Source organism: Niallia sp. (assembly GCF_031978665.1).
Taxonomy (GTDB): domain Bacteria; phylum Bacillota; class Bacilli; order Bacillales; family Cytobacillaceae; genus Niallia.
Genome location: NZ_DALZDK010000003.1, coordinates 84089 through 97224, shown reverse-complemented (window position 1 = coordinate 97224; position 13136 = coordinate 84089). Strand labels below are relative to the sequence as shown.

The 13136-nt window shown below is 36.3% G+C and carries 8 protein-coding genes; 6 read left to right on the top strand and 2 right to left on the bottom strand.

Going from position 1 to position 13136, the window contains the following annotated elements:
• The 3 genes from RTL21_RS02610 to RTL21_RS02600 are packed head-to-tail and all read left to right on the top strand — an operon-like array spanning nucleotide 1 to nucleotide 3826.
• Complete coding sequence (locus RTL21_RS02610) at nucleotides 1-615, top strand: YesL family protein (RefSeq protein WP_312093030.1); 615 nt, start codon at nucleotides 1-3, stop codon at nucleotides 613-615.
• A gap of 12 nt (nucleotides 616-627) precedes the next feature.
• A complete protein-coding gene (locus tag RTL21_RS02605; protein ID WP_312093028.1) occupies nucleotides 628-2319 on the top strand; it encodes a sensor histidine kinase in 1692 nt (563 codons plus the stop codon).
• A gap of 16 nt (nucleotides 2320-2335) precedes the next feature.
• Nucleotides 2336-3826: a response regulator transcription factor gene (locus tag RTL21_RS02600; protein ID WP_312093026.1), complete on the top strand. Its 1491-nt coding sequence runs from the start codon at nucleotides 2336-2338 to the stop codon at nucleotides 3824-3826.
• Between the two features lie 202 nt (nucleotides 3827-4028).
• Here the strand turns inward: RTL21_RS02600 and RTL21_RS02595 are convergent, their stop codons facing one another.
• Both RTL21_RS02595 and RTL21_RS02590 read right to left on the bottom strand, forming a co-directional pair.
• Nucleotides 4029-6242, bottom strand: coding sequence for a GH92 family glycosyl hydrolase (locus RTL21_RS02595; RefSeq protein ID WP_312093024.1), 2214 nt, complete (start codon nucleotides 6240-6242; stop codon nucleotides 4029-4031).
• Between the two features lie 14 nt (nucleotides 6243-6256).
• Nucleotides 6257-7285, bottom strand: coding sequence for a GntR family transcriptional regulator (locus RTL21_RS02590; RefSeq protein WP_312093022.1), 1029 nt, complete (start codon nucleotides 7283-7285; stop codon nucleotides 6257-6259).
• A 349-nt stretch (nucleotides 7286-7634) separates the two neighbouring features.
• Between RTL21_RS02590 and RTL21_RS02585 the strand changes: the two genes are divergently transcribed.
• The 3 genes from RTL21_RS02585 to RTL21_RS02575 all read left to right on the top strand — a co-directional run bounded on the left by RTL21_RS02585 (nucleotide 7635) and on the right by RTL21_RS02575 (nucleotide 13025).
• Nucleotides 7635-8930: a glycoside hydrolase family 125 protein gene (locus RTL21_RS02585; protein ID WP_312093020.1), complete on the top strand. Its 1296-nt coding sequence runs from the start codon at nucleotides 7635-7637 to the stop codon at nucleotides 8928-8930.
• 28 nt (nucleotides 8931-8958) lie between these two features.
• Nucleotides 8959-11631, top strand: coding sequence for an alpha-mannosidase (locus tag RTL21_RS02580; protein ID WP_312093018.1), 2673 nt, complete (start codon nucleotides 8959-8961; stop codon nucleotides 11629-11631).
• Nucleotides 11632-11828: 197 nt separating this feature from the next.
• Nucleotides 11829-13025, top strand: coding sequence for an MFS transporter (locus RTL21_RS02575; RefSeq protein ID WP_312093017.1), 1197 nt, complete (start codon nucleotides 11829-11831; stop codon nucleotides 13023-13025).
• Nucleotides 13026-13136 lie beyond the last annotated feature (111 nt).

Below are 13136 nucleotides of genomic sequence, written 5' to 3'. Positions count from 1 at the left end.
ATGATAGCGTCCTTTTTAACAACTTTTTTTAATCGATTTTATGTCGTATTAAAACTGAATCTCTATTTTTGGCTATTAACCATTATGGGAGGAGTTATTTTTGGAATCGGTCCTGCTTTTTTGACGATAGTAAAGCTGTTTCAAGCATTTCGGTGGGAATATCAGGAATTGACATGGGGAAATGTTTTCTCTACCTTTAAATCTAGCTATAAACGAGGGAATTTCTTTTTTGGAGGGTTCTTATTACTCGGAGTAATTTTAAGCTATAATCTTTACTTTTCTCTCCAAATCAATCATTTGATCTTTTTAATTATTGATTTTCTGCTAATCTTTGCGCTTTTTTTAATGGCTATCAGTTTCTTGTTTATGCTCTTTATTGAATCACAATATGAAGCAACCATAAAAAATGTATGGAAGTTGTCACTACTATTGTTTTTTATGGACTTTTGGACGCTCCTCAAGCTTGGGGGGGTGCTTGTTGCCGTTTCAATTCTTACCTTCTATAATCCAGCATTGATTTTATTCGGAAGTATCTCGCTGTTTATTATACTAGCTAGTTTTATTTCCAACAAACTCTTTACAAAACTGAATGAAAAACTAGTATATGTTTCTTAAGGATGATGCTAATTGGGAAGTAAATATTTCATTAATTCGCTATTAAAAACGTATTCAATCATCTTAATTGCTGCTGTTACACTGTTTGCGTTATTAGTTAGCTACAATACTAGTCAGGCTAAGCAAAGAGCGGCAATTGATACCGTTGAAAGGGTTGCTAATCAATTGGAAAATACTGTGACAGACAATGAGAAGAAGCTAGATAAAGTTGTAGCTAATTTAATGGCAAACTCAGAGATGATTACGAGCATTTATCAGTATTTTGAATTAGAGCCAGCTGCTTATTTGCAAAAATCCTTAAGTGAGCAAAAAAATAACACCTTTCTTTATCTTCCTAGAATTGTAACAGAGATGTACTATATGGACGATGATATCGAATCGGTCAGCATTTCTTTAAATGATTATAAGGAAGTATACTATTCTACGAAGAACAACAAGGGAGGAAAGAAATATATCAATGTTCCTGTCTTGAAGAATCAAGTAGTCTATCAAAAGGCGCTAAAGGATCCTAATACACTATCACAAATTGGTATTGTATCCATTGTCTTTAATGATAAAGAATTAGAACGAATTTTAGACAATGACAAAGAGAAAAATTCTCTTCAAGTGGCGATTATTTCTGATACAAAAAAGCTAGTATACTATCAAGGAAGAAATAAAAAAGATGCATCTCTTCAAAAAACAATAGAAGGGAATCTAGAAGAAGCATCGGTTATTAGTCTTAGAGACTTAGAACAGCAATATTATATTAAAAGAGTGAATACAAGCAATGATTTTGAGGTTTTAGCATTTGTCAGCAAAAAGGCAGTTAATAAACAATCGATGCAAAGTCTTGTTTTCTTTTTATTTGTTAGTGCCATATTAGATGGAATTCTACTATATGGTTTGCGGAAAACATTTAAACGATATGTTATTCAAGTAGAAGATATACAAAAAGTAACTAATCAAGTATCTAATGGGAATATGGGAATCCGAATAGAAGAAAACACGAAACTAGGAGAGTTGAAAGATATTTCCCATAGTATTAATCAGATGCTAGATAGCATTAATCGAAACATAGAGGATATTTATAACTTGGAAATAAAACAAAAGGACGCCAATATGAGAGCACTTCAGTCTCAAATTGATCCACACTTTCTTTATAATACGCTAGAGTATATTCGTATGTATGCAGTTAGTGAAGGAGCAGATGAATTATCGAATGTCGTATACGTTTTTGGAAGCTTATTACGCAATAGTATCACACAAGAGAAGGTCGTAACGATTAGGCATGAGCTTGAATTTTGTGAGAAGTATGCTTATTTGTATCAAATGCGCTATCGTGATCGAATCGCTTATGGATTTCAGATAGAGAAAGAGCTTGGAGATATAAGCATTCCTAAATTTTCGATCCAGCCCCTTGTGGAGAATTTTTTTATTCATGGCATTGATCATACAAGGAAAAACAATACAATTAGTGTAAAGGTTTCAAGGCAAGACCAGCATACATGCATTTCAATCAAAGATAACGGAACAGGAGTACAGGAAGATAAATTGGTGAAAATCAACGAAATGTTGAAAACGCCTTCTTCGGAAAATAAGTTTGAATCCTCTATTGGCATACAAAATGTAAATGCAAGATTACGTTCCTATTTTGGCGACACCTACAGTATGACTTTAAAGATAAATCCATTAGGAGGATTGACAATCGAAATCTTGTTTTAAAAGGAGAGGATGAACCTTGTATAAAGTTCTGCTTGTTGATGATGAATATATGATAGTCAGAGGTTTGCAAAAGCTCATTCCATGGGAGGAGCTTGGATTTGAAATTGTCGGCATTGCTGGCAATGGGCTAGAGGCATTAGAATATGTCCGCAAGCAAAGGGTGGATATTGTTATTACCGATGTTACCATGCCAATTCTTTCTGGCATCGACTTTTTAAAAAAGGCACAAAAAGAAACGATATTTTTTCGCTTTATCGTGCTATCAGGCTACCAAGAGTTTGAATATGTAAAAGAAAGTATTCAAATGGGGGCAGAGAACTATTTGATTAAACCAATTAATAAGGAAGAATTAATTGAGACGTTAAAAAAATGCATCAAAGAGTTTGAAGAGGAAAAGCGACGAATGCAAGGAGAGAAGTTCTTACTTGAACATCTATTAAAACGATGGGTTCATGATGATATCGACTATATGGATTTAAAAAAGATGCTGAGCACCTTTGATCTCTATACAGAATCAAATAGGTATCAGGTTCTGATCTTTCCCTATGAAAAGAATCTGAATGAGCCTGTTCATCAGATGTTACATAAGCGCAAGGACCTGTATTTTTTTCATCATTATGAAGAAGGGCAATGGATTATTATCTATTTTGGGGAAAGAGAGGAACTTAATCACTTACTAAAAGCAATTGAAGTGCTGTGTCGCCCAAAAAAGGTTGTTTTTGGCAGAGGGGAAGAGGTAAAGAGAATGGCTGATGTCTCGATTAGCTATGAACATGCAAAGAGTAGCCTATATCTTTGTTCCTTTTATGAGCACAAGCAGCACCTTGCAGACTCTGAAATGATGAATGCATTAAATGAGAATGTCCCAAATCTATCTTTCTTAGCGTTTAAGAAGGCGCTAGGTATAAGGAATATAAAAACAATCCAAAAAGAAATTAACCAAATTTTTGATGGGTTAATGGAATATGCTGCTTCTCCTGAATACACCCGCTATATTATTTTCCTTGTTTTTATGGATATTTATCGAGAGCTTGAGATTCAGGATGAATTAATCTATGAAGAGATGGTCGAGAAAATAAATAAAGCCAGTTCCTTTACGGAGCTTCAAATGATTATTAAGGATCTTATGGACAATCTCAAGTATAAAAAATTTAAAAGAGAATACAGTATCAATGTTCAGAATGTCCTAAAAATCATTCAAGAAGAATACAGCGAAGATTTAACGTTAAAGGCTATTGCAGAGAGGCTCCATTTAAATGTAATGTATGTAGGGCAGATTTTTAAGAAGGAAACAAATAAAAGCTTTTCCCAATACCTAAATCATTATAGAATCAAGCTAGCCCAAAATTTATTATTGCATTCTGATCTAAATATAAACGAAATTTCTGAAAAAATTGGCTATATGAGCCCTGGTTACTTTTATAAAAACTTTAAAAAATATTGTGGCATTTCGCCAAAAGAATTTAGGGATAGCTATCAGCAATTATTTCTGCCGATTGATGAGTAAAAAAGGGACACTAAGGCTTTGATCCATGCATAATCTTAGTGCCACTGCCTTTTTATCCCACTCTTAACGGACAGTAAGATTCTCCCCTATTGCTTAGGAGAATACGATGAAGATAAGTGGGAGAACAACTGTCCATAAAGGTCCGATTAGTTCAACTAACCATCAGTGGGGAGGAGTGCGCCCCACTGATGGAAGTTTCACTTTATATGGCTTTCCCAGTATCCGTTGATAAGGAATAAGGGAGTTCATCTACTGCATATTTCTTGTCTAGTGGGACGAGGCCAAGCTGAAAGTCTAGCTTACAGCCTTTAATGAGTGAATCATGATTTAAAAATAGCTTATTATATGTTTCGTTATTAACAGCAAGCTGGTGAATAAAGTTAAATTGCGGCTGATTAAATTTGGTTGAAATGTCGATTTTCTTATCATTCGGAAGATGAATCGTAACCGAATCAAAGATAGGAATGCCAATTACATACTCTCCTGTTCCAGGGCAGACCGGATAAAAACCCATGCTGTTAAAGATAAACCAGCCAGACATGCTGCCATTATCTTCATCACCAGGATAACCGGTTGGACAGCTGGAAAATAATTGTGTCATTAATTGTTTTAATAAGACTTGAGAAGAGGCAGGATCTCCCGCATAGGTAAATAAATAAGGCAAATGGAAGCTCGGCTGATTGGATATTGCGACTTGCCCAAAATCAATGGCAGCCATTTCGCTCATTTCATGGATTTCGAATCCATAGCCTTTTGTTTCAAAAACAGGCTCCTGATTGCACAGCTGGACTAATTTTTCTCTAAAAGGCTCTTTTCCTCCATAGGAATCGATTAATCCTGCGAAGTCGTGAAAAACAGCAAAACTACTCTGCCAAGCACTTCCTTCGGCATAATCTTGTCCCCAGCTAAAGGAATTAAACGGCTCTTCTACTTTTCCCTGTTTATCTTTTGCGCGCATAAATCCGGTTTCTTTATGGAAGATATTGCGGTAATTATATGCTCGTTTTTCAAAAGCCTTTTCAATCTCTTTATCTCCTAGTTGTTTCGCTACTCTGCTAATACAAAAATCGCTGTAAGCGTAATCAAGTGTATGATTAACACTTTCATGATGGCTGGAAGGAATGTAGCCATAAGTATCATAGTCCTCGATTCCTTGGCGCCCATAAGTAGGTTTTGAGCTTACGGTAGAAGCTGTTTTAACCATTGCTTCGAATAATTCTGGAAGGAGATCAAGTGCAATCCCTTTTATCGCCGCATCAGCAATGACAGCATCAATCAATGTGCCTGGCATAAGTCCTCGTTCATCTGGAGATAGCCATTTTGGCAAAAAGCCAGTTTCTCTATAGTTGTTTAAAAATCCTCGCAGCATTTCCTCGTATTCATTTGGAATAAGAAGAGAATAAAGAGGATAGACGGTACGGAATGTGTCCCAAAAGCCATTATTCGTATACAGTACACCTGGCTTTACTGTTTTGCTCGTCGTATCATAATGAATCGGTTCTCCTTCTTGATTTACTTCATAAAACTTTTGGGGAAATAGAAACATTCGATACATACAGTGATAAAAGGTTTTAACCGCTGAAAAATCTCGATTTTTCACTTCAATTTTATTTAAGTAATATTCCCATGCTTCTGCTGCTTTCCTTTTGAGCGCAGCAAAAGTAAAAGGGGACAGCTCTTGGGTTAAATTCCATTCTGCTTGAGCGCTACTAATAAAAGAAGTCGCAAGACGAGTTTCTAATGGTTCGCTTTCATTCAATAAAAACCGAATTAAAAACTGTTGATCCTCTCCAGATGCTGAAAGAGCTGGAGTAAACGATTTATCCTCTTGAAAAAATCCAGTATGCACTTGATTAATAGAATGATTAAAGGTCATTGCAAAATACATTTTGAAATAGGGATCTTCACAGCCGGCAAAATTAGAAACATAACCAGTTATTTGTTTTTTATCGATATCTAGGGAAATTTCACCTTTGCCTGGAAGTAAGAGTGACAAACCTGGCAGGTTGGAATCTTTATAATCAGAACGAAGAATAGCGCCATATGTAGTAGGAACCAGTTCGTTCTTAATTTGATAGCGTGCCTGGGTTATTTGTAAATAATGTGGCTGATAAATGGCACTCTCTGGTCGATAGGAGCTTTGATAATGATAAATATCAGCATTTTGAAAAGAGCCTGAAATGGGCGTTACTAATAAATGAGAGAAATCCCCCATCCAAGGACTAGGCTGATGGGTTAGACGAAATCCTTGAAACACACGATCTCTTGGATGGAAGAACCAGCTTCCATTATTATGCTTTGTTTGCGGAACAAAGAAATTCATTCCAAATGGAAAACCAGTAAGGGGAAGTGTGTTCCCGTTTGAATAGCTATATTGATTTTCTGTCCCTTGTCTTGTATCAATTAATTCTAGCATAGACATCTCTCTCCTTAATTCGTTGATTCTCTAATTATTATTTCAATAGGAACTATAACAGATTGAATATCTTGTTTTTTATCGATTAATTGAATAAGCTGTTTGGCAGATTGATATCCTATCTCCTCGAATCTTTGGGCAATCGTTGTTAGTCCTGGGTCTATAAGTCCAGATGCTTGGATATTATCAAATCCGATAATAGAAAAATCTTCAGGGATTTGATAGCCGCAGCTTTTGATTTCTTTCATTAAATGAATGGCGTTAATATCGTTCTCTACAATAACCCCTGTAACGTTTTCTTCCTTTAGTTTATCGATAAAGCCACTGGTGTCTTCCTTGGGATTTACTACTTTTGAATCGTGATAATCTAATTTAGCTTGGTGAATCGCTTTTAAATATCCTAAGTAGCGTTCCCGGATAGTCGAGCTTCGTTCTAGGTTTTGGGTCGCGTAAAAAAGGATTTTTTTATGTCCTTGCATAATCAAATGTTGAGTAGCTAAATATCCGCCTTGCATATTATCAGATGTAATAAAAGGAAAAGGAATGCTTTCGATTTTCTTATCGAGCACGACAACCGGAAATTTTTCGAGATATAATGTATAAAGAATATCTAAATGGGATGTCCCAGCCTCTGGGTAGAGAATTAATCCAGCATACATAGACGTGATTTTTTTTGAGTCAAGCTTCGTAAGATATGTATTGGTCTGGATTTGGACTGTGTAGGATGAATTCTCAATAAAACGGCTAATTCCTTGTGTATAATCCCCTAAGCCTGGGTTGTTGGGAAAAGGCAAGATAAAGAGAATGACGTTAGAATGAACTTGCTTCTGTTCGGAAACGAAGCTTCCTCTCCCTTGTATCCTTTCAATTAACTGCTGATTTTCCAATTCTGTTAAAGACCTTTTAGAGGTTATCCGACTGACATTATAATGCTTTGATATTTCTAATTCTGTAGGTACTTGATCGCCTGGTCTTAATTCCCCGGATTGAATTTGAGCCATTATGTCTGAGACGATTTTCTGATAAAGCGGTTCTTTTTTCATTATAAACTCCTTAAATGATATATCAAATTTATTATAACATGAAAATGGTTACAGTAAAGATTGTTTTTGGGAAGATAGAGACTTTTTCATTTTTATCCCAATTTAACGGGCAGTAAGACGCTCACCTCTTACTTAAGAGAATTTGAGGAAGAGAGGTGGAAGATTAACTGTCCGTATAGGTCTAGATGGTTCAACTAACCATCAGTGGGGAGGAATAAGTTATTATGATAAAACTCCATTAAAAGAAAACAAGGTATAGGAAAACAGTCAAAGAAAAGCTAGACAATTGGAAAATTTAAAACTAAAATAGTGATAAATGATATATCAAATTCGAAAAGGGGTTTAAAAAATGTCATATCAAAAAACAGCGATGTCATCAGTACGAGAATTTATGAAAATGATTACGGAAAAATGCGGAGAAGAACATGCTGATTGGGCAGTTAATTTCAATACATGCTTTGCCAATACATTAGAAACAACGGTCGAAAAGCTGGAGGACGGAACTACTTTTCTTGTAACTGGTGACATTCCAGCGATGTGGCTTAGAGACTCAACCGCACAAGTTAGACCATATTTAGTACTGGCAGAAACAGATGAGGAAATGGCTAATATGATTGCTGGACTTATCGAAAGACAATTTCAGTATATTTGCTTAGACCCGTATGCGAACGCTTTCAACAAGGCGGCGGATGGAGCAGGACATCAAACTGATCTAACGAAAATGAATCCATGGATATGGGAAAGGAAGTATGAGATCGACTCTTTATGCTATCCTATTCAGCTTAGTTATTTGTTCTGGAAGGCAACAGGAAAAACAGATCAATTTAATAATACGTTTCAAGAAGCAATTCAAAAAATAATGCAAGTATGGGTGGTAGAACAAGATCATACGAATTCACCTTATACGTTTGAAAGAGTAACGGATAGAAAAGAGGATACCTTGGTGAACAAGGGGCGGGGAGCAGGGGTAGTACCAACTGGCATGACTTGGTCAGGGTTTCGACCAAGTGACGATGCTTGTGCTTACGGTTATTTAGTGCCTTCCAATATGTTTGCTAGCGTAGTCCTTGGTTATTTAATAGAGATTTATGAAGATGTTCTCTTGGATAAGAATCTTGTTCCTGAATTCAAAAAATTAAAAGCAGCTATAAAAAGGGGAATTGAAGAATTTGCTGTAGTTCGCAATGAAGACGGAGAAGAAATTTATGCCTATGAAGTAGATGGAAAAGGCAATTTTAATATAATGGATGATTCGAATATTCCTAATCTATTGTCTGCTCCGTATCTTGGATTTATAGAGGAGAAGGATGAGAGATACCAAGCTACACGCCGGACTGTGCTTAGCAAAGAAAATCCTTACTTTTATAAAGGGGAACATGCAGAGGGGATAGGAAGCTCTCATACACCGGTAAATTATATTTGGCCAATTGCTCTTGCGATGGAAGGTTTGACTACTGAGGATAAAAAGGAGAAAGAGAGAATCCTGGATTTACTTGTATCCTGTGATGGAGGAACACATTTAATGCATGAGGGGTTTGATGTCGATGATCCATCTCGATATACAAGAGAGTGGTTCTCTTGGGCGAATATGATGTTTTGCGAGCTTGTAATGGATTACTTTGATATTCGAGTGAAGAAAAAATAACAAAGAAGCTAACCGAGGAGTGCTCTAGATGAAAAAAGTGTATATTATTTCCCATAGTCATTGGGATAGAGAATGGTATTTGCCTTTTGAACAGCATCGAATGCGACTTGTTCAATTAATCGATGATTTACTAGAATTGTTTGAAATAGATCCCCATTTTGATAGCTTTCATTTAGACGGTCAGACAATTATTCTTGATGATTACTTGGAGGTAAAGCCGCAAAATGAATGGAAACTCAAAAAGTATATTCAAGAGGGAAAATTAAAGATTGGTCCTTTCTATATTCTTCAAGATGATTTCTTGATTAGTAGTGAATCGAATGTACGTAACCTATTAATTGGATTGCAAGAATGTCGAAAATGGGGTTCTCCTGTTAAGTTAGGTTATTTTCCGGACACATTTGGTAATATGGGGCAGGCACCACAAATCCTTCAACAGTCAGGTATGGATGTAGCAGCCTTTGGTAGAGGCGTGAAACCTACAGGATTTAATAATATTGTTATCAATGATGATCAATATAGTTCACCATTTTCGGAAATGTGGTGGGAAGGTCCTGATAAATCCTCTGTTTTAGGCATTCTTTTTGCAAATTGGTATAGTAATGGAAACGAAATTCCTGTAGAGGAAGTAGAAGCGAAGCAATTTTGGGATCAGAAATTAAAGGATGCCCTTCAATATGCATCAACAGAACATCTACTGTTTATGAATGGCTGTGATCATCAGCCAGTGCAGAAAAATATTACAAAGGCAATTGAGGTTGCTAATGCTTTATATCCTGACATAACCTTCATACATAGTAGTTTTGATGAGTACATGAAGATTTTGAAACAGGATATTCCTGAAAATCTACACACAGTGAAAGGAGAATTAACTAGTCAGGAGACGGATGGTTGGTATACGTTAGCAAATACCGCTTCTGCAAGAGTGTATCTGAAACAAAGAAATACAGATGTTAGTAGATTGTTAGAAAATGTAGCAGAACCATTGGCTGCAATGGCGTATCAAAAAGAGGGGGAATATCCTCATGAAATGTTCCAGTTTTCCTGGAAGCAATTGATGCAAAATCATCCACATGACAGTATTTGCGGCTGCTGTGTGGATGAGGTACATCGTGAAATGATGACTCGCTTTCATAAAGCAGAGGAAGTTGGACAGTTTATAAAAAAGGAAGCCATGAATCGACTAGCAGAACAAGTTGATACTAGTTACTTTCCAGATGAAAGCCGCCCATTTATTGTCTTTAATACAGCTGGCAGTGCAAAAACAGGTTCAGTAGAAATCGAGATAGAGTGGAAGAGGCTTCCGTTTTCTAGTGGACGTCCAGATGAATTGTATCGCAAGCTAAAAGCAGAAGAACTTCCAACGATAAAAGTCATCGATGAACAGGGAGTGGAGATTCCAGCAAGATTAATCTGCACGGATATTCGTTTTGGATATGATCTGCCAGAGGATCGTTTTCGTCAGCCGTTTATTGGTGCTTATGTGACCGTGGAGCTCCTGATAAATCAAATGAGCCCATTATCTTGGAAAACTTACGCGCTTATAGAAGGGGAATCACAGCAGCGAGAATGCAAAAGGTTTGTTCAAAATAATGGTCAGCTTTTGGAAAATGATCATGTGAAGGTGGAAATAGAACAAAATGGTACATTGACCATTTGGGATAAAGCGACGAATAGTATATACACTAATTTCCTTGTTTTTGAGAGTACTGGAGATGTTGGCAATGAATATATTTACAAAATGCCAAAAGGAGATCAGCCTATTTTATCTTCTGCAGGGACTGTAAAGATAGAAGTTCTCGCAGATACATTTGCATATGGGGAAGTGCTTTTAACACAAAAAATGATTATTCCGGAATCAGCTGATGAAAGGTTATCAGAGGAACAGAAGGGATTAATTGAATTTCGTGAACGAAACGCGGGTCGTTCGAAAAAGCTAAAAACATTAGAACTGAAAACGAAAATAAGATTAGAGTCAAATAGTAATCAGCTTTTGTTCGAAACATCATTTGATAACCAAATGAAGGACCATCGCTTGCGGGTGCTTTTTCCAACAGGTATTCATGTAGATGAACACGAAGCGGATAGCGTTTTCGAAGTAGTGAAGAGGCCGAATAAAGTAAATTCCGGCTGGGAAAATCCAACTAATCCGCAGCATCAGCATGCATTTGTTAATTTGCATGATGGGCATAGAGGGGTTACGGTTGCTAATTATGGACTTAATGAATATGAAATAGTTGAGGATACTATTGCAGTAACTTTGCTTCGAGCAGTTGGAGAATTGGGGGATTGGGGTTACTTCCCAACGCCGGAAGCTCAGTGCCAAGGAAGGCAAACAGTGAAATTCGCAGTAGGATTTCACGATAGTACGAACAAGTTAGAATCCTATCATGCAGCGATTAATTTCCAAATTCCTTTTTCGAGTGTTCAAACGGATATCCATAAAGGTACGTATCCGTCCACATATGAATTTATACAATTGGACGGAAAGGCTTTTCGATTAACAGCCTTTAAGCAGAAGGAGAACAGCAAGGAAATAGTTCTTCGAGGATATAATTTAACAGGAGAAAAACAGCCTTTATCTGTGGCATGTAATGGGAAATATCCGAGCAGATCCAATTTATTGGAAGAAATGAACGGGGAGCTGTTCGATTCCCATCAAATGAAGGAAGCGGAGATTTGTACGTTTGTTTGGGAGTGAGATGAAGGGAAAAAACAAGGAGTGTTTAACCGTTTTTATGACGGATAAACACTCCTTGTTTTTATTGTGTCGGCGTTTTAGCTCCTTGAGTTAAAGCTTCAGAGCATAATGAAAATAGTCAAGCTGTTATTCTAGACTTTTCCTTTTGAAATAATTATATTATATAACATCTAGTCTGATGGAAGGAATTAAGGTAAATGAATAAAAAAACAAATTTTCTCATCTTTCTTTTAGCGATTAGCTGTGGAGCAGTTGTCGCTAATATTTACTATGCCCAGCCAATTATCCAATTTATTTCTGCGGATCTACATATTTCTTCTAATTTTTCTGGACTTTTAACAACTTTAACGCAAATAGGATATGGTGCTGGTTTATTTTTTTTAGTGCCGATGGCGGATTTATACAAAAGTAAGCGAATAATCGTCTTTCTATTAGGACTGACAATCCTTTCATTAATTGGAGCTTTATTATCAACAAATGGCTTTCTCTTTTTGTTCATTGTTACCATTATAGGAATCGGTGCTAGTGCAGCTCAAATGCTTGTTCCGTTAACGATGAAAATTGTACCAAAAGAAGAAGCTGGAAATTATATTGGAAAAGTAATGAGTGGGCTTTTAATCGGAATTATGATTGCGCGTCCATTTTCAATCGCTGTTACGGATTGGGTAGGATGGAGAATGGTCTATTTTTTTTCTTTCCTTCTCTTAGTTTCTATTTTGCTATTATTATTGAAATTTTTGCCGGACTTTGAAGTAGAATCAAACCTTGGGATAACCTATCCTGCTTTATTACGTTCGATGGTAAGAGTTTTATTTGATACAGTGCCTTTACAGCAAAGAGCGTTTTATCATGCCTGTATATTTGCTACGTTTAGTTTATATTGGACGGTTATGCCGATATTATTAAGATCCGAGTCCTTGCGTTTCTCAAATAATGAAATTGCGCTCATTGGTTTTGTTGCTATTGCTGGAGCATTATTGACTCCTTATATTGGGAAGTTAGCAGATAAAGGTTATATATACTTTATGACAAATGTATCAATAGGCCTGGTTATCCTTTCTATTGTTCTTCTGTTTTTTGTAAGAGATCATTCGTTTATAAGCATTGTGCTTATCGTCATCTCTGGAATTATTCTAGACATTGGTGTAGCAGGAAATATGTTATTGGGTCAAAAGGTTATTTATAGTTTAAATCCATCGATTAGGAATAGACTGAATGGATTGTATATGACGATCTTCTTCTTAGGCGGAGCTTTTGGCTCTTGGGTTGGAAGTTATAGCTATTATCAATTTAGTCCGGAGGCTGCTTTACTCTTTGCTATAGCATTTCCGATACTTGCTCTCCTTGTTCATATTTGGAAGGGAAATGTAACTTTAACAAAGGCTATTGGCTAGTTAGAGACACTTCAAATAGAAAAAATGAATGGCTGAATTTTTAGATGTATTCATTCATTTTTTCTCCTCACTCTTCTTTTTATAATCTCCGTTGAAATGAACGTTTTCCAT

Coding starts and splice junctions, on each gene's coding strand:
- RTL21_RS02590 (WP_312093022.1), bottom strand. CDS start 7,285: ATGAAAAAAGAACCGCTTTATCAGAAAATCGTCTCAGACATAATGGCT.
- RTL21_RS02595 (WP_312093024.1), bottom strand. CDS start 6,242: ATGCTAGAATTAATTGATACAAGACAAGGGACAGAAAATCAATATAGC.
- RTL21_RS02585 (WP_312093020.1), top strand. CDS start 7,635: ATGTCATATCAAAAAACAGCGATGTCATCAGTACGAGAATTTATGAAA.
- RTL21_RS02610 (WP_312093030.1), top strand. CDS start 1: ATGATAGCGTCCTTTTTAACAACTTTTTTTAATCGATTTTATGTCGTA.
- RTL21_RS02580 (WP_312093018.1), top strand. CDS start 8,959: ATGAAAAAAGTGTATATTATTTCCCATAGTCATTGGGATAGAGAATGG.
- RTL21_RS02575 (WP_312093017.1), top strand. CDS start 11,829: ATGAATAAAAAAACAAATTTTCTCATCTTTCTTTTAGCGATTAGCTGT.